Source organism: Pseudoalteromonas sp. McH1-42 (assembly GCF_022347845.1).
GTDB lineage: Bacteria > Pseudomonadota > Gammaproteobacteria > Enterobacterales > Alteromonadaceae > Pseudoalteromonas > Pseudoalteromonas rubra_D.
This window is the reverse complement of record NZ_JAKRFU010000001.1, coordinates 71,244-96,008: the sequence shown is the minus strand read 5'-3', so window position 1 is coordinate 96,008 and position 24,765 is coordinate 71,244. Positions and strand designations below refer to the sequence as shown.

22 protein-coding genes are annotated in these 24,765 nt (G+C 44.9%); 5 read left to right on the top strand and 17 right to left on the bottom strand.

The genetic code is table 11. The features are described 5' to 3' along the window. Positions 1-6 precede the first annotated feature (6 nt). From MHN31_RS00395 to MHN31_RS00370, 6 genes are all read right to left on the bottom strand, one after another. Entirely contained in the window at positions 7-1,014 is a 1,008-nt protein-coding gene (locus MHN31_RS00395) for an isocitrate dehydrogenase (protein ID WP_125557031.1), read from the bottom strand. Positions 1,015-1,213: 199 nt separating this feature from the next. Continuing rightward, positions 1,214-2,899 (bottom strand): hypothetical protein, encoded by a 1,686-nt coding sequence (locus tag MHN31_RS00390; protein ID WP_239443136.1) that lies wholly within the window; start codon positions 2,897-2,899, stop codon positions 1,214-1,216. After that, complete coding sequence (locus MHN31_RS00385) at positions 2,896-3,282, bottom strand: DUF3192 domain-containing protein (RefSeq protein WP_021032825.1); 387 nt, start codon at positions 3,280-3,282, stop codon at positions 2,896-2,898. Before MHN31_RS00385 ends, MHN31_RS00390 begins: the two co-directional genes overlap by 4 nt. 57 nt (positions 3,283-3,339) lie before the next feature. Beyond that, complete coding sequence (gene xni, locus MHN31_RS00380; protein WP_138537889.1) at positions 3,340-4,119, bottom strand: flap endonuclease Xni; 780 nt, start codon at positions 4,117-4,119, stop codon at positions 3,340-3,342. Between the two features lie 71 nt (positions 4,120-4,190). Next, positions 4,191-5,534 (bottom strand): nucleotide 5'-monophosphate nucleosidase PpnN, encoded by a 1,344-nt coding sequence (gene ppnN, locus MHN31_RS00375; protein WP_239443135.1) that lies wholly within the window; start codon positions 5,532-5,534, stop codon positions 4,191-4,193. 14 nt (positions 5,535-5,548) lie between these two features. Then, a complete protein-coding gene (locus tag MHN31_RS00370) occupies positions 5,549-7,081 on the bottom strand; it encodes a GGDEF domain-containing protein (protein WP_125557023.1) in 1,533 nt (510 codons plus the stop codon). Positions 7,082-7,263: 182 nt separating this feature from the next. On the opposite strand from MHN31_RS00370, the gene MHN31_RS00365 reads away from it, so the two are divergent. Next, positions 7,264-9,039 (top strand): PDZ domain-containing protein, encoded by a 1,776-nt coding sequence (locus MHN31_RS00365; protein ID WP_239443134.1) that lies wholly within the window; start codon positions 7,264-7,266, stop codon positions 9,037-9,039. A gap of 62 nt (positions 9,040-9,101) precedes the next feature. Here MHN31_RS00365 and MHN31_RS00360 read toward each other — a convergent pair whose 3' ends face one another. The 10 genes from MHN31_RS00360 to hisG form a co-directional block, all read right to left on the bottom strand. After that, entirely contained in the window at positions 9,102-9,653 is a 552-nt protein-coding gene (locus MHN31_RS00360; protein WP_010381172.1) for a YkvA family protein, read from the bottom strand. Positions 9,654-9,865: 212 nt separating this feature from the next. Further along, positions 9,866-10,420: a hypothetical protein gene (locus tag MHN31_RS00355; protein WP_195879879.1), complete on the bottom strand. Its 555-nt coding sequence runs from the start codon at positions 10,418-10,420 to the stop codon at positions 9,866-9,868. 36 nt (positions 10,421-10,456) lie between these two features. Further along, entirely contained in the window at positions 10,457-11,068 is a 612-nt protein-coding gene (hisIE, locus tag MHN31_RS00350; protein ID WP_239443133.1) for a bifunctional phosphoribosyl-AMP cyclohydrolase/phosphoribosyl-ATP diphosphatase HisIE, read from the bottom strand. Next, entirely contained in the window at positions 11,065-11,838 is a 774-nt protein-coding gene (hisF, locus tag MHN31_RS00345; RefSeq protein WP_239443132.1) for an imidazole glycerol phosphate synthase subunit HisF, read from the bottom strand. Before hisF ends, hisIE begins: the two co-directional genes overlap by 4 nt. After that, complete coding sequence (hisA, locus tag MHN31_RS00340; RefSeq protein ID WP_125557012.1) at positions 11,820-12,554, bottom strand: 1-(5-phosphoribosyl)-5-[(5-phosphoribosylamino)methylideneamino]imidazole-4-carboxamide isomerase; 735 nt, start codon at positions 12,552-12,554, stop codon at positions 11,820-11,822. Before hisA ends, hisF begins: the two co-directional genes overlap by 19 nt. Before the next feature lie 10 nt (positions 12,555-12,564). Beyond that, entirely contained in the window at positions 12,565-13,155 is a 591-nt protein-coding gene (gene hisH / locus MHN31_RS00335) for an imidazole glycerol phosphate synthase subunit HisH (protein ID WP_125557010.1), read from the bottom strand. Then, entirely contained in the window at positions 13,152-14,213 is a 1,062-nt protein-coding gene (hisB, locus tag MHN31_RS00330; protein ID WP_239443131.1) for a bifunctional histidinol-phosphatase/imidazoleglycerol-phosphate dehydratase HisB, read from the bottom strand. The genes hisH and hisB overlap by 4 nt, the downstream gene beginning before the upstream one ends. A 2-nt stretch (positions 14,214-14,215) precedes the next feature. Continuing rightward, a complete protein-coding gene (hisC, locus tag MHN31_RS00325) occupies positions 14,216-15,274 on the bottom strand; it encodes a histidinol-phosphate transaminase (RefSeq protein ID WP_239443130.1) in 1,059 nt (352 codons plus the stop codon). Beyond that, positions 15,271-16,563, bottom strand: a complete 1,293-nt coding sequence (gene hisD, locus MHN31_RS00320) for a histidinol dehydrogenase (RefSeq protein WP_239443129.1) — start codon at positions 16,561-16,563, stop codon at positions 15,271-15,273. The genes hisC and hisD overlap by 4 nt, the downstream gene beginning before the upstream one ends. Before the next feature lie 6 nt (positions 16,564-16,569). Next, positions 16,570-17,469, bottom strand: coding sequence for an ATP phosphoribosyltransferase (gene hisG, locus MHN31_RS00315; RefSeq protein WP_239443128.1), 900 nt, complete (start codon positions 17,467-17,469; stop codon positions 16,570-16,572). Positions 17,470-17,817: 348 nt separating this feature from the next. Here hisG and MHN31_RS00310 point away from each other — a divergent pair, with 348 nt between their 5' ends. Next, entirely contained in the window at positions 17,818-18,045 is a 228-nt protein-coding gene (locus MHN31_RS00310) for a hypothetical protein (protein ID WP_239443127.1), read from the top strand. 50 nt (positions 18,046-18,095) lie between these two features. On the opposite strand, the gene MHN31_RS00305 is transcribed toward MHN31_RS00310, so the two are convergent. After that, positions 18,096-18,542, bottom strand: coding sequence for a 2OG-Fe(II) oxygenase (locus MHN31_RS00305; protein WP_343224642.1), 447 nt, complete (start codon positions 18,540-18,542; stop codon positions 18,096-18,098). 410 nt (positions 18,543-18,952) lie between these two features. Here MHN31_RS00305 and MHN31_RS00300 point away from each other — a divergent pair, with 410 nt between their 5' ends. The 3 genes from MHN31_RS00300 (at position 18,953) to MHN31_RS00290 (ending at position 24,656) form a co-directional block, all read left to right on the top strand. Then, positions 18,953-19,183, top strand: a complete 231-nt coding sequence (locus MHN31_RS00300) for a DUF1289 domain-containing protein (RefSeq protein WP_343224641.1) — start codon at positions 18,953-18,955, stop codon at positions 19,181-19,183. 219 nt (positions 19,184-19,402) lie between these two features. After that, positions 19,403-20,386: a Fic family protein gene (locus MHN31_RS00295; RefSeq protein ID WP_239443125.1), complete on the top strand. Its 984-nt coding sequence runs from the start codon at positions 19,403-19,405 to the stop codon at positions 20,384-20,386. After that, on the top strand, positions 20,376-24,656 hold the full coding sequence (locus tag MHN31_RS00290) for an RHS repeat-associated core domain-containing protein (protein ID WP_239443124.1): 4,281 nt from the start codon (positions 20,376-20,378) through the stop codon (positions 24,654-24,656). Before MHN31_RS00295 ends, MHN31_RS00290 begins: the two co-directional genes overlap by 11 nt. Positions 24,657-24,765 lie beyond the last annotated feature (109 nt).

Sequence of the window (24,765 nt, the reverse complement as noted above, 5' to 3'; positions counted from 1 at the left end):
GATCGCTTAAAGGCGGTCGATAACAGCTTGTGTAAAGTCAGTTGTGCCGTGATTACCACCCAGGTCACGTGTTGTACGATCGCCAGATTTGATAACGTCAGCAACTGCATTGCGGATCTTATCAGCAGTTTCGCCCATATCGAGGTATTCAAGCATCTGAATAGAAGCCAGAATAACAGAGGTTGGGTTAGCCAGGTTTTTGCCCGCGATGTCTGGTGCACTGCCATGTACTGCTTCGAAAATTGCTGCGTTTTCACCAATGTTTGCACCCGGAGCCATGCCCAGACCGCCAACCAAGCCTGCGCACAGGTCAGAAATAATGTCACCAAACAGGTTTGTGGTTACTACAACATCAAACTCTTCTGGTGTCATGACCAGTTTCATACAGGTCGCATCAACGATCATTTCAGCTGACTCGATGTCAGGGAAGCGCTCACCTACTTCACGCGCAACTTTAAGGAACAAGCCTGAAGTTGATTTAAGGATGTTTGCTTTGTGAACTGCAGTAACTTTTTTACGGCCTTCACGTTGTGCCAGCTCATAAGCAAAGGTGACGATCTTTTCAGCGCCTTCACGGGTGATTTTAGACATTGCTTCGGCTTCGCTGCCATCTTCAGAAACAACCTGACCAAGTCCTGAATACATGCCCTGAGTGTTCTCACGTACTGTGATGATGTCGATGTCATCATAACGTGCTTTAGTGCCTTCAAATGATTTTACCGGGCGAACATTGGCATAAAGACCAAAGTGCTTACGCAGAGTTACGTTGATTGAAGTAAAGCCTTCACCCACTGGCGTAGTAAGCGGTCCCTTAAGCGTAATTTTATTGCGTTCAATGGCGTCTAACGTCTCAGGAGGCAGTAGCTCACCAGTTTTTTCCAGTGCTGCAAGTCCCGCGTCAACGTACTCGTAGTCGAATTCGCAGCCCGCTGCATTCAAAATTTCAATTGCCGAGTCGATGATGCTTGGACCGATGCCGTCGCCACGGATCACCGTGATAGTTTGCTTAGCCATTTATGTTTCCTTTATCAAAAGTAAAATCACTTCTCAGAATAGATCTAACTAGTTTAGTCGAGCTGTTCTGGTGATGTTGGTTCGCTTGAAAATTTAAGCGCGTTTTATAGCAATTTATTCATTTATATTCCAGTCAGGAATGAATAAATGGCATAAATACCATGAATAGTCGAAATGCATAATATTTATCGGGTAAATATTACTCAATTAAATTATATAAACCAAGTGATTGCAGGTGTGCTTCTAGGGCATTCAAATCAGGCCACTTGTGTTCTTTGGCTTGTTCATCTAGTAACTGACGTTGCCAGGCCGATGTTTCAAACTTGGCATCACAGATTTTCAACGTAAGCACCTTGACAGCGGCAAAGGTTAAAGACAGCCCCTTTAGTTTTGACTTTTTGTATAGTTCTGACTGCTCAAAGGCACGGTGAGCCTCACTGTTAGCAAAGTGAGTGTGAAAGTAGTGTTTGAACGCTTCTTCATCATACGCTGCAAAACCATATAGATACGCCAGAGAAACAGGTTGGGGGTTAGTGCTACATTCACTGGTATACACAAACCGCTTTATATCAACACTATGCTCCTTGAGCATAAATGCAATAGCTGCACTGACTGGAGACAAAATGTGCTCATAGTGATGACCATAGTTCTGCTGAACCAGTGCGGCCAGTACCTGAGCGAACAGCTGATACTTATGCCAGATGTCTTTCGCAAATGGATGCTTGAGTTGCACAATCAATTGCTCAACCAGCACTCTCTGGCATAACAGCGCCGCGGCATCGAGGCCAACCATAGTGAGACAATGACGTAGGTTGGCACCTTTCTGAGCTTCGCGGTTGTAAAGCCTGGCGGCTTGAGATAAAGCGGCCTCTATTTCTGGGAATGGCGCGATGGTTTTTTCTATTGCCCTGAAGCTGCTGAAGTTTTCACCGCCCAACTGCTCAACAACATGTAACGCCTCAGTCATTTGATCTGACGCAGTGGCAAGCGGCTGCGGTGAAATACGGGACCATACCCGGTATAGCAATTGTGAATCCGATACTTTAAATGCATGGTAGCGTTGCTTGTATCGTCTTTGTGTTTTGATTAAACGGGTGATCTTACCCGACTGTATAACAGCAAGGATTGCATGTTTGTCTTCTTCACAAAGTAACAGAGCCTGATTGTCATCGTGGCGCTGTATCGCGCCGGCAGGATAGGCTTCAAACTGGCGGGCAAGAAGCTGTAAGCTGGTTTGCACAAAAGAGTCGGTATTATTCAGGTACAGCTGTTTGATGATTGTTGGTAGCGAAGCGCGATGATTTTTTTTCATTAATGCAACAGCGGCCTGAGTTGCAATGGCAACCAACAGGGTCACGTTGTCATACAATGGTGTCGTACTTTTACGACTAATTGATAATTCATAGCCTGAGAGTCTCGCAAGGATCCGAGTGACCTGAGGTGACTTGAGCTGACCGGTGCTAAGAACTTTTACTGCTAATTGATGGCGCAGTCTGAGTTTTTTGGATTCGACTTGTGACAAAGGGTGATCTGCCGCTGCTTTGTCATATTCGCGGCTGGCACACAGCACACTGGCAAAGCTTGCCGACAAAAGTTCATGAATAATTTGCTCGGTATAACCGTGCGCATAACCAAGCATACATAGCAATATAGATTGTTTTACCAAAACGTTGGTTGAGTGCCGATAGGGTGTTGCAATAAAATGCAGGTGAGCGTGCAGAGCGTTTGGTGCCTGGCGGTAAAGGCGAGTATATTGCTCAGCTAACTGGGTCAGGGTCACATCAATGTGAGGCCAGCTGTCTTTATCGTAATATAGCGATAACACTGACTCAGATTGAGTCAGGAGTTTGTGAAGTTGCCTTGCGATGTCCTCATTGACCGTCATTCAAAAGCCTTGTCGTACGCTACGATTGCGCCAGCTCCCCAGAGCGTTAGTTTGCCATTTTCAAACAGCAAGCCAGTACATTCGTCTTGCGTGGTGATCCCATCTGGTTTTACCAGCTGCGTTCTGTAAAATACTATCTGCACCACTCGTTCACCTTCTGACTTTACATAGGTCAGGTCTGGGCTGCCGAGTGTTTCTAACACCTCATCGAGATCGACAATCATGTCGGGCTTTAGCTTGCTGATATAACGCTTATTAAAGGCTTCCCGGTCCTGCCAGATCATGGCTTGCGGGTCATCTTTATAGAAATTAATGACCAGGTACACTATGACCCCATATACGGCGAGGCCAAGAAAAACGTATTGTAAAACCTTTTTAATCATTGAAATACACCAAAAACTCCCAAACCTAGCGTAACGGAAGCGTTGCAACACAACAAGCTATTTGCGCTCAATAACCCGGAGTTGACTTAAATTAAAGCCGAGATTGATGTCAGTTTGTAGTGAAACGAGCGTTTTACTTAAAATAAAGTTATCTAAATCTTCTTCTAATTTGCGTCGCGTCGCAGGTGCAAGCGTCGGGGCGTTGAGCGCATGCTCAACCTGACCAAACTCTGAGATCAATTCTATGGCCGTTTTCTTTCCGATCCCTTTTACGCCTGGAATATCATTCGTCTTATCGCCCATTAACGCCCATAGTTCGGTTAACGCATGGTACGGCACCGAAAACTTCTCTAAAATCTCATTGTGCTCAGTGTAAGATTTTGAAAAATAGTTATATATTTCTATATTCTCTGAACTGAGAGGAAGAAAGCCTTTATCGGTAGACACAATAACAGACGGTACCTTGTTGTGGCTGGCCTTGCTTGCTAAGGTAGCAATGATGTCATCTGCTTCATCCTGTTCGGGAAAAAAAGCGGTAATACCACACTCCTGAAACCCCTCTGCAATCAGAGCAAGATGTTGTTTAAGTTGCTCCGGCATGGGTTTTCTGCTGTGCTTGTAATTTGCGTAGTAGTGATAGCGCCAGCTGCGTTCACCATCAAAAACGGCAATTGCATGGGTTGGCTCAATACGTCTGAGTAATTTTTTACAGGCGTTATGGACGCGCGCTTTGCACGATTGCATGATTTGCTGTTCACTCACGCCTTGTTGGTCGACGTCCACTGCATAAATTCGGCGGATTAGGTTTAGCGCATCTATAAGAAGTAATTTAGCCATGGGTGTTGTTATAGTGGTATTTCATCGAGGTTAAGAGAGCGGTAGGGTAAGGCCGTACCTTACCCTGTTAGTTAAGCTTTGATTTCATAGCAGGGCACATAGGCGCTGCCAGGTAATTTCATTCTGCCTTGGGCAACAAACGCACGTAATAGCTTGTCCATATCTGTCATCAAAGATGCATCGCCACTCAAGATATAAGGTCCTTGCTGTTTAATGGCCGTAATACCTTGCTCTTTGACATTTCCGGCCACAATACCAGAAAACGCTCTGCGTAAGTTGGCAGCCAGATCCTGCTTTGGCTGGTTCAGATGAAGGTCTAACTCTGCCATATTCTTGTGCGTTGGTTCAAACGGCTGCTGGAATTGGTCTTCAATTTTCAAAGTCCAGTTAAAATAGTATGCGTCGCCCTCTGTTTTGCGATATTCGCGGACTTTTTCCATACTTTTGCTTAGCTTCTGTGCAACCAACTCTGGTTGATCCACCAGCACTTCGAATTTACTCAATGCCTCTTTACCCAGTATTTTTTCGATAAAATCACATAATTCGTCAAAGTATGCTTTAGAAGAGCTTGGCCCGGTTAAAATAACAGGTAGCTGTTGTTTAGCGTTGTCAGGGTGTAGCAATATACCGAGCAAATACAGCAGTTCTTCAGCTGTTCCCGCACCACCAGGAAATATAATGATGGCGTGGGCACTTCGGATAAATGCTTCTAAACGCTTTTCAATATCCGGCAGGATAACTAGTTCGTTGACTATCGGGTTAGGCGGCTCTGCGGCAATAATACTGGGTTCAGTCAAACCGAGATAGCGGTTACTGGTGATCCGCTGTTTAGCATGTCCAATCGTTGCGCCCTTCATAGGGCCTTTCATCGCACCAGGTCCACACCCGGTGCATATATTTAAGCCTCGTAAGCCAAGTTGGTAACCTACTTCTTTGGTGTATTTGTATTCTTCTTCATTGATTGAGTGGCCACCCCAGCACACTATCATATTTGGGTCTGTATTAACCTCGAGTGCATCTGCATTTCGCAGAATGTCAAAAACCATGTGTGTAATGGCTCTTGGATCTGTGAGTTGCTCTTCATGGCGCTGATAGATGAACAGGATGTCGCGGATAACTGAAAAGATATGTTCATGTATCCCGGCAATAATTTTCCCGTCGACGAATGCTGATTTAGGCGGGTTTGTTAGTTCTATCTTTATCCCACGTTCTCGGGCGAGTAGCTTGATATCAAAATCTTGATACTTGTTATAAATTTCATAGCTTGAGTCGGTATGACTGCCTACATTAAGTACTGCTAATACACAATTTCTAAATAATCGGTATCTTTCTATGGTCGATGAGTGCTGAAGCAGGTCAACTTCCAGTTTTGAGAGTAAATTAAGTACACCTGTTGGGTTTAACTGTACATGCATAGGCAATCTCCTTGTTATTCACGCAAGCAAAGTTTGTCTCTGCCGCTGTTTTTGGCCTCATACAGAGCTTCATCGGCTCGATCAAAGGCGGTCAGTTTTGAATCACCTTCTTTAAGCTGGGTTGCTCCTAATGAGATAGTGATCCTCACTTCTTTGTCTTTAAAGCGAAATGGGATCGACTTAACGGTTGTGCGTATCTTTTCAAGCGGTGCGTAAGCCGCTTCTATTGGCATTCCCGGCATCAGGATAACAAACTCTTCACCACCGTAACGCGCAATGAAATCGGTCTTTCTGATGGATTTTTTAAGTGCTCTGGCGATAACCTGAAGCGTTTTATCTCCCGCACTGTGGCCGTATTTATCGTTAATTGATTTAAAGTGATCGACGTCCACAACAACCAAAGTAACGTCGTTGCCCTGGATCTCGAATAAATGGAACTCCTGGCTATAGCGGTCATCAAAAGCTGAGCGGTTGGGGAGCTTAGTCAGTCCGTCTAACAGGCTCTTGAATCTCTGTTCATTCAGTCGTTTTTTATAAGTGTTTACTTTGTTTTCAAGCACATTAATGCGGCTGTTAATGGCATCAAAGCTTTCCAGCAATGCTTGCTTATCGCGTCGTTCAATGTTCTCTCTTTCCACCAAGTCTTTGCTTATTTGGGCAAGCTCGTCATCGACTAAACCCTTAAGCTCAGAAATAGAGGACGCCTTTTGGGTGTTTTCAGTCAGGCGCTTTATCTTAGATTCGATGCGTTCGTTTAATGCATTGAGCTCTTTATTGATCGACTTGGAATGGCTAGTGGTGTCGACAATTGATTTATGCAACTCTTCCAGAGTTTGGTTTAACGAGACCAAAAAACCCTGGGCTGATTGTCTTTCCCGCGCGATTGACTTAGCAAAAATCCGGATCACCGCAATGGCGTTTTCAAGTAAAGAATCTATGCTCGAGTCTGTTGAAATACGTTGTTTTATCGCTTTTACTTCATCAGCTACATCGTCTTCAAACACCAACTCATTGGTCAGGCCCAATAATTCCGTTGCCAACTCCGGGTCATTGTGTTGTGTCGAGGTATCAATGTCATATTTAGCATCGAAGACTTGAAGGTAAAACTGCAGTAGCTTATCGAGCAAAGGCACGAATTCTGGGATAGCGTCAATATCACCCAACTCATTGTCCAGTAAGCCGCGCAGTTTCCTGCGGGTGTCTTCTGGCACACCACGCAGTTTTTGCAACTGCTTTCCTGCGGTTTGTATGTGGGTTACCAAATTGCGATGATTGGCAGAGTTGGTGCTATCAAGCTGCTTTAGTTGTGCACTGGTATTTTCAATGAGTGGGGCCAGATGTTCAAAGTCCATCCCCTTTGCCAACGCACTGCGATACTTTGCCAGCAAGTTATCGAGAGACACATCCTGTCCTTTACAACCAAGTGTCAGTTTGGATGCAAATTCTGACAGGGTATCTACCTGTTGCTTTCTCGCTTCTTCCAACGCCTTTCTAGCTTCAATCGCTTGTGATAGTTTTTTCTCTAATCGCGCAGTTTTATCAGTCACAGAAACCTAATATCTTTTGTTTTAACCTACTCATTAGCAAGTTTACATCAAATTACTGATAAATGTGGAAGATTTTAGGCTATAGATCCACCTATTTTGGCTGTTGACTCATCGTTTTTGATGGCCTGATATCAGACTTATTTGTTAGTTTTACACCCTAATAGTCATTTTATTGAATCATTATGAAAAAAATCTGTTCCGTGCTCATTGCGTTGAGTACCTTACCTGCCTTCGCAGACGTCGAATACACGCTGAAAATAACCCAGCCAGAGCATCACCTTGGTGAAGTCGAAGTTACTTTTCCCAAAAGTGCTCAGGCTCATATGGATATTAAGTTAGCGGACTGGCGGACAGGGCGGTATCAAATTCTAAATTTGGCTAATGGGATCCGTGCATTTGATGCGATTGATTCACAAGGCCGTGAACTGGAATGGCATAAGGTAGATAAAAGCACCTGGCGAGTACATCTTGACAGCCCGACACAAGTAACTGTGAATTATCAGGTATATGCAAATGAGCTCGGACTCAGGGCGAGGCATATTGATGACAGTCATGCGTTTGTTGATGCGTCCGGCTTTTTTATGTTCAGCGAGTCATTCCGTCATGAACCGGTGACCGTTGAGATGAAGGTACCGGACCAGTGGCGCTCTGTGTCGGGTATGGAGTTTGCGGGTAACAAGCATCGTTTTAAAGCTGCCAACTTTGATGTGCTGGTGGACTCGCCAATAGAATCGGGCATTAACCAGCTATACAAGTTCCGAGTAGATGGCCGCGAGTATGAGCTGGTTATATGGGGAGAGGGCAATTACGACGTTGACCTGATGCTCAGTGACCTGAAGAAGTTGGTGAAAACGGGTTCCTTGATCTGGCAGGACTATCCGTATGAGCGTTACGTTTTTATGGTGCATGCGACCAGTGGTGCGCGTGGCGCAACCGAGCATCTGAACTCTACTATTATTCAACGCCACAGAGATGCATTTGCCAAACGAGATGATTACATCGGCTTTATTTCGACTGCAGCACATGAGTTTATTCATACTTGGAATGTAAAAAACTACCGTCCGGACGGATTGGTACCTTACGACTACGTAAACCCAAATTACAGTGATTTACTCTGGCTGGCGGAAGGGTCTACCAGTTACCTCGAAGATTTCTTGCTGCTAAGCGCTGGGATCATCACCCATGAAGAGTATTATAAAGGGCTGACGAAGCGCATTAATCGTCACCTGAACACGCCTGGTAGAGAAATACAGAGCGTTGCTCAAACTAGCTTTGATAAGTGGATTAATCAGGGCGGCGACCATGGCAAAAACTTCAGTACTAATATTTATTCAGAAGGTGCTTTAATTTCCATGATGCTGGATATCAAGCTGCTGGATGACAGTGAAGGGAAGGTGAGTTACCGTGATGTTCACACCTTGCTGGCTAAGCGTCATGAATTACCCAAGTCATTTGACAGCCAGGATGTCATCAATATTCTTAATGAGATCAGTGGCCAGGATTATAGCGTATGGTGGAAACAAAATGTCGACACGCCATTTGTATTGGAAGTTGACGCGCTGTTCGAAAAAGTGGGGCTGACTTATCGTCACCCTGTTTCCAGTGAGGAAGTGGCAGGTTTTGATGGTCAGGTAGTATCTAAAGGTCAACTACTCGAATTGCAGCACGTTGCTAGAAATGGTAATGCCTGGCAGGCTGGCTTAACCAGTGGCGACAAGCTGGTGGCGTTTAATAATTACCAGGTACGAGATACATTAAAAAACACCTTGGCGTTGTTTGCGCCCGGGGAGAAAGTCACTGTTCATTTTATACGTCGTCACAAATTGATGTCGACAGAAATCACGTTCGATGCGGCACAATCGAAACCTAAGCAGGTTGCAGCGGTATTACAGCCAACACGGCGCCAACAGCAGCTATACTTAGCCTGGATGGGGGTACCGCACCCGAATGCACAGTAGTTAATATAGTTTGACTAGACACAAAAAGGGGAGCATGTGCTCCCTTTTTTGTTTAGGTATAGTTACATGATCCGAGAAAAGAAGCGTGACTTCTTAGTGTTTGAGCGATTACGGCGCATTGAAGAGCGAATTTGAGAACGAGTACCTGCTAACCAGCTTTCGCGGTCAACTTTAGCGGCGTCGCCTCGACGAGCTTCTTCTGTTGCACGGAAACCACAGAATTGGCGATAAGCGCTCAAATCCAAAGACAGTTCCTGTAAAACCAGCTCGATCATGATGGCATCGTCGATGTATCCAAGGACAGGCACATTGTCCGGGACTATGTCTTCAGGTTCGCTGAAGTAAGCCAGAGACAACATGATTTCGCGCTTTTCATCTTCGGGCATTTGCCATTCTTCGTCTTGTACTGCGTCAATTAGGGCAGCAAGTGACATCATACGCGTGCGCACAAACTCAGGTAGTTTTGATTTTTCCATGTTGTTGACCAAGTCTTTGGCCTTGCTGATGATTTCTTCGTCGCTTAAACCCTGGCTCTTTTCGATGGTTGCATGCATCATGCTACGAAAATGCGCCAAGTCGGCATCGGATAATTCAAAGTTGATTTCAATTGACACTGGGTTCTCCCTGAGGGTTTTGATTTTTATTGTGATGTCTGAAGTTAGGTGCTTATTACTAAGTTGTCAACTCACCTGAACTGCTAACAACACTATGCCACTTTAGGTACTAATAATTAAGAGCTGAGCAAAGTTTTATTAAAGAATGAGGCGTGTTTGTTGTCAAATTAGACAATATCTGGGCAGATGATAATCACCTGCCTGATGTATTGTTACCTGGAGATTTTTAACGCGACAACCCAGGGGGTTTCGTGGTCAAGGCCTTTACCGCGACTGAGTGTGATTTTTGCCTCAGAGGCGTTACTGGTATAATGCAGTGTATTATTTATTGCCGCTGTACTTTGCCATGATGTGCCCAGACAAGTACTTAACTGTTTTGCTACGTCATCAAATAATGTTGCAGCATCAGCCTCAATACTGAATGACTTAGTGCATTCGTAGGCGACGTTGCCGCTGTTGTACTGGTTTATTTGGCAGCTGTCGGTAATTAAATGCGCCTTTGGCTGCCATGCGCTCATTAAGGGGGAGTTGACTTTGCTGCCTTTTAACTGAGCAAAATCGTTCTGAGTGCCTTGTGTTAAAGCAAGTACTTTCTCACACTCGTTCATGGTGTCAACGCGTCGCTGAACGTCATCAGGAAGTTGCTGGCATGCAGCGAGTGAAAGTAGTGCGACAGGGAGAATGAGATGGCGATTGACCATGGCTATGTCCTTCATTTTAATTTTCGAGCCAGCTGAAACAAAAAGTGCATCAGCTGGCTTGAGCATACCATGAACTCATAACAGGTCGAGCAAAACTCAGCTTTATTTATGACGTTCGTTCAGTGTTTCTACAACCTGCTCAAGTGATAGGCCACTGCGTTGTAATAACACTATCAGGTGGTAGAGCAGATCAGCAGATTCATTGCGTAATTCATTCTGATCTTGTTTCATGGCAGCCAATGCCACTTCAACCCCTTCTTCACCGACTTTTTGACAGCTTCGGCTGAGATCTTTCGAGAACAAAGCTGCTGTGTAACTTTGCGCAGGGTCAGCGTCCTTTCGTTCGCAAATGACGCGTTCAAGCTCAGAAAGGAAAGCGATAGCGGGGCGGGCCTCATCAAAGCAGCTTTGTGTGCCCAGGTGGCATGTTGGCCCGGCAGGGTCAGCAAGCAACAGCAAGCTGTCGCGGTCGCAGTCGGTATACGCTGAAACCAGTTTTAGTACATTGCCGGACTCTTCTCCTTTGGTCCACAGGCGTTGTTTAGAGCGAGAATAAAAAGTGACCAGCTCTTTTTCAAATGTTGTACTGAGCGCTGACTGATCCATAAAGCCCTGCATCAGGATAACACCGCTTTGTGCGTCCTGAACAATGGCTGGAATAAGCGACATTTTGTCAAAGTCTAAAGAATTTAAGTTATCTGGAGTGAGTTTCATAGTCTGGTAGCTACCTTGTTATCCGCTAAGTATTGTTTAAGCGCTTTAATTTCAATAAGCTGCTTGTGAAAGACGCTGGCTGCCAGTGCCCCATCTACATTAGCCTGTTGAAAGACATCAACAAAATCCTGCATCGTTCCTGCACCACCAGATGCAATCAGAGGTACATCACATTGCTTGCGAATATTACTCAGCTGTTCAATGTCATAGCCTTTTCTGACACCATCCTGGTTCATACAATTCAGGACTATTTCTCCCGCACCAAGCTCCTGCACGCGTTGCACCCATTCACTGGTTTTATATCGAGTCTGGCTGGCACTGTTGGGATCGCCCGTCAATTGATAAACCAGATATTCTCCTGAATTTGCATCATAAAAGCTGTCTACACCAACCACTACACACTGCTTGCCAAACTCGTCATGTAGCTCCTTGATAAGCTCTGGCCTGGCGATTGCGGGGCTGTTAATGGAGACTTTATCCGCGCCTTGCTCTAGTACTTTAGCAGCATCTGCAACAGATTTAATGCCACCAGCAACGCAAAAAGGAATGTCGATGTGGCGTGCGATGTCTCGAACCCAGTTCACATCCAGTAAGCGCTTTTCAACGCTGGCACTGATCTCATAAAATACCAGTTCATCGGCGCCGGCCTGGCTATACAGTGTCGCAAGCTCCAGAATTTCACCGACTATTTCGTGCTGTTTGAATTTAACGCCTTTGACGACCTGGCCATTTTTTACATCGAGGCACGGAATTATGCGCTTTGATAGCATGCGATTGCCTCCTCAACAGTAAATGCACCATCAAGCAGAGATTTGCCTAAGATGATCCCACTCACGCCCAGTTCAATGAGTTGACGAATATCTTCAAGACTACTGACCCCACCAGATGCCTGAACTCTGACACTTGGACTATGAGCGACTATTTCTTGATAAAGCGTAAAAGACGGACCTGTCATCGTGCCATCTTTACTGATGTCCGTACATAGAAAGTCGTATACACCCAGCGCCAGGTAAAAATCAATGAGTTCAAACAGGCTCAACTGAGATTCTTCAAGCCAGCCGTGAGTCGCAACAGCCCATCCCGAAGCGCTACGTTTGACATCGAGTGCAATGACAAAACGTTCTGCACCAAACTCTTCAATCCAGGCTGCAACTTCTTCTTTACTGTCGACCGCCATGGAGCCAATGACAACTTGTTGCGCACCGGCTTTAAGCCATTGCTTTACATCATCATACCGGCGTATGCCGCCGCCTACCTGGTAAGGGGCGGATAACGCAGCAGTGGCCTGTTGGATCTGTTGCCATTGTTTCTTTTGTGGATCGCGGGCACCTTCCAGGTCCACAAGGTGAAGCTTAGCAGCGCCTGCGTCCTGGTATTCTTTTAAACGCCCAGCCAACTCGAAAGGGTAAAACTGTGCGGTGTCATACTTGCCCTGATACAGGCGTACAATTTGGTTTTGTAATACATCTAATGCAGGAATGATCATAGTCTTATCCTTATAATTGCCAGTTCAGGAAGTTATTGAGTAATTTAGCACCCACTTTGGCACTTTTTTCCGGGTGAAACTGCATGCCTGCATAGTTATCTTTGGCAACGACTGCAGAGAAGCGCGTACCATATTCACTTGCAACCAGGGTATTGGCATTGCAACTATGCGCAAAGCTATGCACAAAGTAGACTTGATCGTCCGGGGTGAGCCCTTGCGTTAATGGGTGTGTCTTGACCAAAGACAATGTATTCCAGCCCATATGAGGACTGGTTAATTGTCCGGTTTCAAGATGACGTACTGCCCCTGGAATACGGCCCAGGCACTCAACTTGGCCTTCTTCGGTTTGTTCGCAAAGTAGCTGCATGCCAAGGCAAATCCCCATTAGTGGCTTTTGGTAGTCAGCGATAGCCTGATCCCAGCCTTGCTCACGCAGGCGTTTCATTGCGACAGAGGCGTGTCCGACACCGGGTAAGACTGCACGCTCAAACTGCTCTAGTTGTGCCGGATCGCGGATCACTTCCGGGTTGACACCGAGCCGCTCAAAGGCAAATCGGACCGAGTTAATATTGGCACACCCTGTGTTGATAATGGCAATCATAAGCACCCCTTAGAGCTGGCGGTTTGCTGGCTGGTATCTTTTGCGATGGCCATGCGCAGCGCGCGTGCAAAGACCTTAAACAGGCCCTCGACCTGGTGGTGACAATTTCCTTCGCTCACTGACAGGATCAGGCTGATGTTGGCATTATCGGCGAGTGATTTAAAGAAATGCTCGACCATTTGTACATCCAGGTCGCCGACTTTTTCGCGGCTAAAGTCAGCATTTAACACGAATGAAGCTCGACCAGACAAGTCAAGCTGACACTCGGCTTTGCATTCATCCATTGGCAGCGCGAATCCGTAGCGCGCAATTTGCGATTTAGTGCCCAGTGCTTGTTTGAGTGCTTGTCCTAGCGCAATGCCGATGTCTTCTACCAGGTGGTGCTCATCGATGTGCAGATCACCACTTGCTGATATAGTCAGACCTATATTTGCGTGAGTGCGGATCTGATCCAACATGTGGTCAAAAAAGCCAAGGCCTGTACTGATAGAGCCGGTACTGTTTTGATCAAGATTAAGCGCCAGGTTGATCTGTGTTTCTTTGGTGTTGCGCTGCACCGCTGCCTGACGGTTCTGTGTCGTCAGACGGGTGACAATTTCTGGCCAGTTATCGTCGTATAGAATGCCTTCTATACACAGGTTGTTGGCCAGTTGAATGTCAGTTTGTCTGTCACCAATCACATAGGAGTTGGCCAAATCAACTTTGCCAGAGCGCATCAGATTGGTTAACAACCCTGTTTTAGGCTTTCGGCATTCACAGTTGTCTTCGTCAAAGTGCGGACAAATTAAAACCTCGTCGAAGCGGATCCCCTGACTGGTAAAAATCGCCATCATTTGATTGTGCGGCAGGGCGAAATCTTCCTCTGGAAAACTCTCTGTACCCAGTCCATCCTGATTTGAGACCATGACCAGCTTATAACCGGCAGCCTGAAGTGAGAGTAGGGCCGGGATGACGTTTGGCAGCAGTGCCAGCTTTTCCAGGCTGTCTACCTGCTTATCAGTAACCGGCTCCTCAATTAGGGTGCCGTCTCGGTCGATGAATAAATATGGAGTACTCATTGTTATTGTTCTGCCTGTGGTTGTGTCAGCCAGCGTCTGACTTGCTCTAATTCCTGCTCGCTACCAATTGAAATACGTAGCCAATTATTTTCCTCGAAGAGGGTAAAAGGACGCATGATCAAACCCGATTGCATTGCCTGGTCAATATCGCTTTTTTGACGAACCTGGACGGTGATGAAATTGCCTTCACCAATCATCACTTTGGCAATTTTGTCAGAGCCCCCAAGTAGTTCAGTGAGCTTTTCTTTGGCTTTATTTAGAATGCTCACCTGGCGACGCATCTGGGTAATTGCATCTGGGGTTAGTGCTTCTTGTGCGATTTGTGCGACAACTGCCGACACCGGATAAGGTGCGATAACCTTGCGAACAGGTGCAAGGACCTCCTGTGAGGCAAGCATAAAGCCGGTTCTGAGCCCGGCAAGGGCAAATGCTTTTGACAAGGTACGTAGTACCACCAGGTTATCGAAATCAGATAACAGACTCACGGCAGTTAACTGTTCGCGAAACTCAATATATGCTTCATCTACCACAACTAGTGCTCTATTTTTCAAAGCCGCCGCAATTGCAGCGATTTTATCTGTGCCTATTGTTGCGCCCGTCGGGTTATTGGGATTACAGATGAAAACCAGTTTTGCGTTGCCTACAGCGCCTGCAATCTCTGCGGCGCTACCTTGTTGCAGAAGGGTTTGTTCAAGTGCAGTAATGCCGACATTGTGTGTATCCGCCGTTACCTTATACATACCATAAGTGGGGAAGAATAAGGCAATAGAGTCCTGGCCCGGTGTGCAATAAGTGCGTACTAATAGCTCGATACCTTCATCAGCGCCGCGTGTCATTAACACTTGTTCCAGGCTCAGCCCACAATAGCTTGCATAAGCGTTGATCACGGCCACTGGCTGCGGGTCCGGATAACGGTTAAGCGCATCAAAGTTGAGGCTCACGCGTCGTGAATACGGACTTTCGTTGGCATTCAGCCAGGTTGTGCCGGTGAGCTTTTCACTCTTTGCCGAACTATATGCATTCAGCGCAGCAATGTTCTCTGGTAATTCAATTTGACTCATGCGTTATTCTCCAGCCTGATTTTTACAGCATTGGCGTGGGCATCCAGACCTTCGGCCTGCGCCAGGGGTAAGATGGCTTTGCTCAGTTTCTGTAAACCCCCTTTACTGATTGTCTGTTGCGTATAAGTACGATAAAAGTCGAGCAGGTTAAGGCTTGAGTAGCAACGACTGTAGCCATAAGTCGGTAACACATGGTTCGTGCCCGACGCATAATCACCCGCAGACTCAGGTGTATAATCTCCGACAAATACCGAGCCTGCATTTTTGACTAACGGTAAATAAGGCTCTGGTTCGCCGAGCTGCAAGATAAGGTGCTCAGGACCATACTCAGCACTCACCGCAAATGCTTGTTCCATATCAGCGACTAAAATCAGGGTACTGTTGTCCAATGCTTGTTTTGCGATATCGGCACGGCTGAGCTGAGATAGCTGTCGGTTCAGCTCGCCCTGTACTTCAATGATAAGTTTTTCACTGTTGCTGAGCAGGAGCACCTGTGAGTCGGGCCCGTGCTCAGCTTGTGATAACAGATCAGCTGCAACATAGGCTGGGTTCGCGCGTTCATCGGCGATAACCAACACCTCTGACGGACCTGCTGGCATATCAATCGCGAACCCGGGTAAAGACTGTGATAGCAATTGTTTGGCCATAGTGACAAACGCATTTCCAGGGCCAAACACTTTATCTACCTTTGGCACACTTGACGTGCCAAGTGCCATCGCCGCAACAGCTCCGGCACCACCGCTTTCGATGATTGTGCTTATCCCGCATTTTTTAGCCGCATACAAAATTGCCGGATCAATTTGTTGATCACCGTTGACCGGGGTACACAGTACAATAGTTTGTGCACCTGCCAGTTGCGCACACACACCTTGCATCAGCACAGAAGAGGGGAGTGGTGCGCTGCCTCCCGGCACGTATAAACCAACTGCGTCGATAGGCTGATACTTCAGCTCACAAATAACGCCAGGCTGTGTTTCGAGACGCTTCTCTGTTGGCACTTGCAATGCGTGAAATGCACGAATATTGCTGTATGCCTGATCGATTGCCTGCTTTAGTTCCGGCGAAATTGCATCTTCACTGGATTGTATTGCTTCAGCTGATACCAGCAACCTGGGCTGCGTGCGTTTATCGAACTTGCGGGCGTATTCAAGCAGTGCTTCATCCCCATTTAGTTCGACATCTGCAATGATTTCGGTTACCACTTGCTGAAGTTCGTCACTGATTGTTACTGCCGGACGGGCGAGTGCTGCCTGTTGCTGCGCCCGGTTAGCCTCATTCCAGATCAACATGCGTTGTTACTCCATCATTTTTTCGATTGGCATTACAAGAATGGAGTTAGCACCCAGGGATTTAAGCTCTTCCATGGTTTCCCAAAACAGTTTTTCACTGCTGACCATGTGCAGGGCAACATAGTCCTCGCTACCGGCGAGTGCTAACAGAGTTGGCTGACCTGTACCAGGGAGCAAAGCACAAATTTCATCCAGGCGCGCTTTTGGTGCGTGTAGCATGATGTATTTGCTTTCTTTAGCTTGCTTTACACCACGCAGGCGAGGCATGAGTTTGTTGATGAGCGACAGTTTGTCATCGTCATTAAGATTAGCGTTTTGGATCAGGCAGGCATTTGACTCCAAAATGGTGTCTCCCTGCATCAGGCCGTTAGCTTCCAGTGTGGCACCGGTAGAGACCAGGTCGCAAATGGCATCAGCCAGGCCCGCACGTGGTGCAACCTCAACAGATCCTGTTAGCATCACCACGCTGGCTTCAATCTGCTCTTTTTCCAGGTACTGCTTAAGAATTTCGGGATAGGTGGTAGCGATGCGTTTGCCATTGAACCAATCTTTGTCTTGCATGCCCAGTTCCTGAGGCCATGCCAATGCCAGGCGACAATAGCCAAAGTCGAGTTTTGCCAATTTAGTCACTTCGCTGGGTTGCTGGTTGCGCTGGCGCTCAGCCTGAGTTTCTACCAGCACGTTTTCACCGACAATACCTAAATCACAGACTCCGTCCATGACCAAACCCGGAATATCGTCATCACGGACCCTGAGTACATCGATTGGCATATTGGTTGAGTGGGCGATCAAACGTTGCTCACGCAGGTTCAGTTTAATCCCGAGTTGTTTAAGCAGTGACTGGCAGTCTTTGGAAAGTCGGCCAGATTTTTGAATGGCAATTCGTAAACGGTTGTTGGTGTTCATAATTTATTTCCTAAGTTTAAAAACTAAAAGCCCCGAGGGAACCTCAGGGCGAAAATAAATTATGTTGATTGCTTGTTCGCCGGAGGTTCCTTGAAGGAATAACCCACCAGCGAAATACCTGACAGGTTATCCCGGTGTATGATGGTGATGATGGATAGCTGTCAGTGTAAATGGCATGTCAAATTCTCTTACTGTTTGTATAAAACGTGATGCGCGTTGAGCGCTCAAAATGTATTTATAGATAAACACAGGTGACGAATTGCGCGCAAGTACTTTTTTGCATAAATTAAAGAATAAATTATAACTGTCGATAATAAAGGCATGAAATACCACATAAAGAGGTGGGTTATGGATGCATTTAAACCATTTCTGGCACCGATTGTCAGATTGCAAGTAAGCCATGATGGCCCGTTTAAAGTTGCAGGTGTGCTCGATAACCGGGCTGAAAAAATTAAACGTAAAAAGCACTTAGTTGAGATGGAACGGCAGAAGCATAAAGAAGAAGATGCACGCAATAAAGACGAAGATCAAAGTGAGATCGATGACGAAGAGCAACATTTGGATACCTGGGCCTAACAATATTTAAGGCCCGGTTAAGGTGTTTCCGCCGTGCTTAGAGCATGTTTTTATCTTGGAGGGTCAATTTTTCCTGCAAGGGAGGTATTTACCCTAAACCATCCCGCGACAGAATATGTGTCTCGGTTTGCCGGGAGCACTTCATGAGGAAACTCTTGACTTTGAAACAGCACCAGGGTGCCATGCAATGGAACCACCTTGATCCCCTCAAGGTCATTTTCGTCCCGATAGAGTACCATTTCTCCCCCATCTTCAGGGCCCCAGCCGGGGTTAAGATAAGTAACCAGTAACAGCACTCGGTTCGTTTCACCTTTAAATGCGTCGTAATGGCGTTTGTAATAACTGTCGCTAGCGTAATGGGCAAAATGATTTTCAAACGAAAACAGTCCCATGAATAGACGACGGTTCAGGAACTGTTGTAGCTGACTGGTCCAGTCCAGCCACCGCTGGCCGGGCTCAGACTCACCGTTTATCCAGCAAATTTCGTCTGTCCGCACAAAGTCATTGTGTAAAAAGTAATCGCCCGGCCTATGCCTGCTTGTTCATATTTCTGGGTACTTATGCTGTGCTGATAGGCCAGTAAATCGTCCACCAGATCGCAAGGTATCGCACCTGGGCGAATACTATAACCCTGGCTTATCAGATCATTGGCTACGAGTGAAAACAGTGTTTCATCTGTTGGAGAGTCGTCGTGTTTGGCACGAAGTTCGGCTTAAGCGGACAACCTGGTTTCCTATAATGGTCGTAGCAAATTTCAATAGAGTGTCATAAAGCGAAATAGAAGACAGTGTCTTAACTTCAATGGCTCTGGGCTCTTTGCTTGCTGCCTGCTTTGTTGCGCGCATCTTAACGATCTTTTGCTTGCTGGCAAGTAAAAGATCTCTGCCTGAGTATAAAGGGGTATAATATGTCGAAAATAGGGGGAATTGTTATGAGTGTGACTAAAAGGCCAGAGTTGACAAAAAGTGAGACGGAGATCGTTCCGTCACCATGTATTCGTCATTGCTGTCTTGACGATAATGATGTTTGTGTTGGCTGTTATCGCACTTTGAATGAGATTATGACGTGGCAGTCTTGCGATAATGAGCAGAAAAGAGCCGTTTTACGGGCCTGTGAAACAAGAAAACGCGCGAATTAGTATCGTATATTATACTGAGTTTAAATGCTTGAATTATTTGTTGCAAATGTGTTTACCCTATAATGTTTGTTAAGGTTTCTTGTTCTTTTCCGGCGGTTTGGTGAAGCTTATCTTGCAATGGTTTATATCTTTTCATTAGTTTGGTAAATTTATTCATAAAACAGGAACAAATATGATATAACATGGAGTTATATTTTAAGAATTTTTATTTTTTATAAGATGGACTTAATAAAAGGTGATATTTTAACTCGCTTGTTTGTACGTTATTTAGCCGGTGGTTCTAGCTTAAGGCAGACAAGAGGCGTGACGAGAGCGCAGATTGCGCTTTTTGAATCACAAGCAGGTTTTCGTAATCAGGCAGTACGTCAGCAAGCTCATTTAAATCGAGCTTTTAATCAGGCAGTTAGTCTTTTTATTAACCAGGGAGTTAGCTTAAGCTCTCTGTGCCGAGTCAATGCTGTTTTATTAAACGGTCAACCTGATGAATCAATAAGAAAGGTTGAGTGCAAGGTTTCAGCGCCAAATGGTGAACGCTTATACATCCCCCCATCACCAGACCGTTTACATAATTTAATAAACGAATATGTGAACGATGTTAAGTGTCAAGAATCTAGTTTATCCACTACAATAGTTAATTATTCAAGACTGGTTAATATTCACCCTTTCTACGATGCTAATGGTCGCACGGCGAGAGCCCTGGCTGTTGCTCAGTTGCATAAGGAGCCTATCCTTCTACTGAGCTTTTTATATCGCCTTTCTGCTGATAAAAACGACTACTTTAACGCGTTACATCAATATGATCTAACCACGAAGGAATATGTTGACTGTGATTATTGGACACGGGCACAGGCTTGGGCTGAGGCCACAGGCTCACAATGTCTGGATTTAATCGAAACTACAAATAGAAACCTGACCACTCCGTTTATCCTGATGCCGCAGGCGCAATCACACCTTTTAGTCATTCGATTTCTTTGGTTCCACCCTGTGGTTTTCTTACCAAGCCTTGCTAAAAAACTGAACATGAGAGTGGACTATCTTCAAAGCATTATAAAGTCGCTATGTGACAATAATGTATTAGTACCAAGGGCTATGCGATACCCTGAAGGCACAGTCGTCTTCGAATGCCCGCAAATACTCTCTACTTTTGAAAAAATTGATAAATTACTAAAAAACAATCTTCCAAGGAGAATTAATGAAGATTAGTGTCAAAAAGTCAGCGTTATATTTGGCGTTGTTCACGACAAACTTAACACTTACCACACACACCTATATAGATGAAGAGACATCAGAAGATGTTCAAACGCTAGAATGGGGCTGGGGTTTAAATTCTGCTGCGGCATATGAAACTGATGACTGTACGGATTGCACCGATGGAAACGGCGGTGGAGTCGGAGGCGGATTTGGCGGAGGCTTCGGCGGAGGCGGAAATGGTGGTGGTGGAAATAATGGCGGTGGAGGTTCGTGGCCTGAGTGTAAGCCATCGGATACAAATTACTGTGGAAGGGCTCGACAGCCTGAACCACGTGAACCTTTTGAGCTTGAACGCTTTTTAGATTTTGAACCAAGTAGTTATTATGATGATTATTCGGGTGACTCATCTGGTAATGCAGGTAATTCCACCAGAGAAGAAAACGAGTGTGGTACGGCAGGAAACCCTGTCAGATATCAGGATGGAGCTAAAGTCGAAGAGTTTATCGATTTCATCGGTGGTGGCACTAATCCAATTTCCATTTCAAGAACGTATGACAATAGTATAGGTGCAACAAGCTATTGGGAATCTGCTGCTGAAGCAAGTGCATTTGGACGTTACTGGCGTACGTTTCTAAACTTAAAACTATCTAGCTTTCGAGAGCCCGCCTACCTGATAAATACATATAGCTTTTTCAAAAGGCTTGACAATGGTAAATCCGTATATTTTTCGAGTGAAGATGGGGTTAATTACAAGCCGGGAGGAAGTTATAAAAAATTCCTTGAAGGTTCTAAATTCGTCAAAAAGTCAAATGGTGATTTTGAATTCACTTCAATTTATGGGAATAAAGAAGTTTATAATTCAAATGGTGAGTTGATCAAGTTCGAAGACGAAAGCGGTGCTGGCTATTATTTGAAGAGAACGCCAGGAAAAATAAAGATTGAGAGCACCAGTGGTAACTACATTACTCTTTTCTTAGACGGTAAAAGGGTCACAAAGCTGGTTGATCAACTTGGTCAGGAATATATCTATAGATACTATGATAATCAAAATGATGGAAACAAAGGTTATTCTCTAAAATCAGTAACATTCCCGGATGGAAACTCAGTAAGCTACACCTATGCTAATTCATCGACTGTAACTGGGAGATATAATTTCGCTGCTTTAACCGGTGTTTACTATAACTCAAAGCGTTATTCTTGGTTTGACTATGAAAAAGTAGATACAAAGTATAAAGCAACTTCTAGTTCTCATTATGGCGGAATAGACAAGCATACATTTGAATATAAGGAAAATGGTGTTGCTATTACGAACCCGCTTGGGCATAGGGTTGATTATAGTTTCGATAAGGGAAAAGAAAAAGAGAAAAAAAGCTTACCATCAACCTATTGTCCAGGTATGTCGTTAACCAAAACCTATGATAGCAATGGCTTTATTGATACGATAACTAACGAGAATGGTTATATTACTGATTTCGATTACAACGATGTTGGTGATGTTATCAAAAAAGTTGTCGCGAAAGGCACGTCTGAGCAGGAGGTATATGAGTATACATGGTTGTCAAACGGGAAGATTGCATCAGAGTCAGGACCCAGTTATAAAATAATTTACAAATATAATAATAAAGGAGAAGTATCAAGAAGAGAGAAGAGAGATCTCAACAATAGCATTATCCAGTATATGGATACGACTTATACTTATCATAGTAATAAACAGGTTAGTTCAATTAAGGTAGTGGCCAGTAAGCTGGGAGATTCCCCCACTTGGTACTATTATGATACAAAAGGCAACTTAACCCAAACAATAGAAAAAGGGTTAAGAACGACTTATTCGTCCTACGATACACTTGGCAGAGTTGGCAAGATAGCCTACCCAACTGGCTTGGTTGAGACATTTACTTATTATCCGCGAGGCGAAGTCAAGACTAAAGTTACTACGGATGGTCAGTCCCAAGCTAAGATTGAGTATAAATACAATGTGATGCAACAGGTCACACAGGAAAAACACTCAACTGGGCTAGTTATCGATTACACCTACGATCAGGCATTCAGACTAACAAAGATCCAGAAAAATAATGGTGATGTAGTCAGTTTTACGTTTGATAAAATGGGCAACGTTCTGTCTCAACAGTTTTATAAATCATCTAATACCAGCCAAAAGCATAGCCTTACGTCAGCAACTTATGATGAGCTCGGAAGAAAAATCACTGAGTCGCTAAATGGTAAATTATTAAGAGAGTATACTTATGATAATGTGGGTAACATACTATCCATAGAAGATGCTCAGGGTAATATTACCAGCTATACTTATGATGGGTTAAATCGGATTATTGCTGAGTCAGCCGCTGATGGTGGTGTCACTGAATATAATTATAGCGATGAAAAACTCCGATCTGTCAGGGATGCGCGCTATAACACAACTACCTATAGCCACAACTCTGATGGTACTGTAAAGAAAATACAAAGTCCCGATGCCGGCTCAACACACCTCTATTACTATGATAGCGGTATGTTGAAGCAAAAAACGGATGCTAAAGGTAACAAAATATATTATTACTATGACGACCATGGGAATCTAATTCGCTTAAGCTCCAACGGGACATCGCATCACTTTGAGTACCGCAACGGTTTACTATCCAAAACCACCGACCCATCAGGTTCTACCTCATTTGGTTACAATGGTGCAGGTAACCTGACGAGCCAAACTAATACGATAAACGGCGTAGGCTACAGAACAAGCAAAGATTATGACCAGTATGGCAGGCTTTCACAAATTACCTATCCAGGTGGGAACAAGGTTGTTTATGAGTATAACAAAGACAACACAGTAAATCGTGTACTAGTCAATACGAACGGTACGAATCGCACGCTGATTTCAAATATCTCTTACAACGCTACTGGTGCAAACACTGGGTTTTACTTTGGCAATGGCCTAAAGAGAACCTTAGCCCGAGACGGTGGCAACAGAATCTCCTCTATTAAAACGTCTGGGATTCAAGATTTGACATACGTCTTTGGCAAATCTGGATTGATTAGCAGTATTACCAATAAGAAGAATGCTGATGCTTCGCGTAACCTAGGTTACGACCGTGTAAGTCGATTAATTTCAGAGCAGCAGGGTACTAGCGGCATCGGCAGTACCTATACTTACGATGCAGTTGGCAACCGAAAGTCTGAATCATCTAGTGGAGAAAAATACTCTGGTTGGCTGGTATTGCACGGACCCATTTCAACAGTTATCCCGTTTATTAATCGAGCAGGGAAAGGGAGCGACACTCTTACCTACGCATCTCACAACAACCGCTTGAGTAAAGTTACTGGATCGGGGGGGACATTCTCGCTCAGTTATGATAGCAACGGTAATATTACTAATGATGGCAAACGTAGCTATACCTATAATAACTTCAATCGCCTTGTTGGTGTGTCCGGAGGTGTGCAATACAAATACAATGCCTTAGGCCTACGAGTGTCTAAGAAGCTAGGTAACACCGAGACCCACTTTATTTACAGCCGGAACGGGCAGTTAATGGCAGAGGGGACACAAAAGCAATACATTTATTTCAACGGTCAGGTTGTTGCCTATATCAACAATGACCAAGTCTATTACGTACACAACGATCACTTGGGCCGTCCTGAAGTACTAACTGATGCATCCAAACAGATAGTCTGGCAGGCTGAACTCTATGCATTCAACCGCAGTGTGATCCTGGATAGCGTCGGAGGCTTCAATATTGGTTTCCCTGGTCAATATTACGATGCTGAAAAAGACTCGTGGTATAATATTTTCAGGGACTACGATGCAAACTTAGGTAGATATCTTCAGTCAGATCCTATTGGTTTGGCGGGGGGAATGAACACTTATGCTTATGTTGGAGGTAATCCTCTCCATAAAGTAGATTCTCTTGGTTTGAGCCCCGAAGATGTGTCTAGAATATATCAAGCGTTTGACAATAAAGTGCAGAGTATGACTCAATCAGGGCAACGGACCAGTCCTGGAAGTTGGAACAACTTTAACCGAAGCTTAAGTGATATAAGCGGTGGCAAGCTTGGCAATGATTATAAAGGTTGCTATGAACAGGCTAATGCTATGATAAAGAAGCTTAGAGGTGGGAAATATGATGATAAATGGAAGTTTAAACTTACAGGGAGTGACTTATATTCATTCCAGCCAGGTTATACACTTCCAAACTTAGCTCATTGGTGGGTAACAGCAATATCAGACAATCCAAATGATCCTGTACTAACATTAGACCCGTGGAAAAATACCAAGCATCAAGGAGATTAGATTGAAAGTATTATACTTTTTTACTTTTGTCTTATTCTTTTTTGTTCAGTACCCAAGTGTAACTGAAGCTAGCAAAATCAGTTATGTGATTGTACTGCTGCTATTTTTC

Coding starts and splice junctions, on each gene's coding strand:
- MHN31_RS00290 (WP_239443124.1), top strand. CDS start 20,376: ATGAAGATTAGTGTCAAAAAGTCAGCGTTATATTTGGCGTTGTTCACG.
- hisG (WP_239443128.1), bottom strand. CDS start 17,469: ATGAACACCAACAACCGTTTACGAATTGCCATTCAAAAATCTGGCCGA.
- MHN31_RS00355 (WP_195879879.1), bottom strand. CDS start 10,420: ATGCTCAAGCCAGCTGATGCACTTTTTGTTTCAGCTGGCTCGAAAATT.
- MHN31_RS00295 (WP_239443125.1), top strand. CDS start 19,403: ATGGACTTAATAAAAGGTGATATTTTAACTCGCTTGTTTGTACGTTAT.
- hisH (WP_125557010.1), bottom strand. CDS start 13,155: ATGATTGCCATTATCAACACAGGGTGTGCCAATATTAACTCGGTCCGA.
- hisC (WP_239443130.1), bottom strand. CDS start 15,274: ATGAGTCAAATTGAATTACCAGAGAACATTGCTGCGCTGAATGCATAT.
- hisF (WP_239443132.1), bottom strand. CDS start 11,838: ATGCTATCAAAGCGCATAATTCCGTGCCTCGATGTAAAAAATGGCCAG.
- MHN31_RS00395 (WP_125557031.1), bottom strand. CDS start 1,014: ATGGCTAAGCAAACTATCACGGTGATCCGTGGCGACGGCATCGGTCCA.
- MHN31_RS00365 (WP_239443134.1), top strand. CDS start 7,264: ATGAAAAAAATCTGTTCCGTGCTCATTGCGTTGAGTACCTTACCTGCC.
- MHN31_RS00310 (WP_239443127.1), top strand. CDS start 17,818: ATGGATGCATTTAAACCATTTCTGGCACCGATTGTCAGATTGCAAGTA.
- MHN31_RS00390 (WP_239443136.1), bottom strand. CDS start 2,899: ATGACGGTCAATGAGGACATCGCAAGGCAACTTCACAAACTCCTGACT.
- ppnN (WP_239443135.1), bottom strand. CDS start 5,534: ATGCATGTACAGTTAAACCCAACAGGTGTACTTAATTTACTCTCAAAA.
- MHN31_RS00385 (WP_021032825.1), bottom strand. CDS start 3,282: ATGATTAAAAAGGTTTTACAATACGTTTTTCTTGGCCTCGCCGTATAT.
- hisB (WP_239443131.1), bottom strand. CDS start 14,213: ATGAGTACTCCATATTTATTCATCGACCGAGACGGCACCCTAATTGAG.
- xni (WP_138537889.1), bottom strand. CDS start 4,119: ATGGCTAAATTACTTCTTATAGATGCGCTAAACCTAATCCGCCGAATT.
- MHN31_RS00300 (WP_343224641.1), top strand. CDS start 18,953: ATGTCGAAAATAGGGGGAATTGTTATGAGTGTGACTAAAAGGCCAGAG.
- hisD (WP_239443129.1), bottom strand. CDS start 16,563: ATGTTGATCTGGAATGAGGCTAACCGGGCGCAGCAACAGGCAGCACTC.
- hisA (WP_125557012.1), bottom strand. CDS start 12,554: ATGATCATTCCTGCATTAGATGTATTACAAAACCAAATTGTACGCCTG.
- hisIE (WP_239443133.1), bottom strand. CDS start 11,068: ATGAAACTCACTCCAGATAACTTAAATTCTTTAGACTTTGACAAAATG.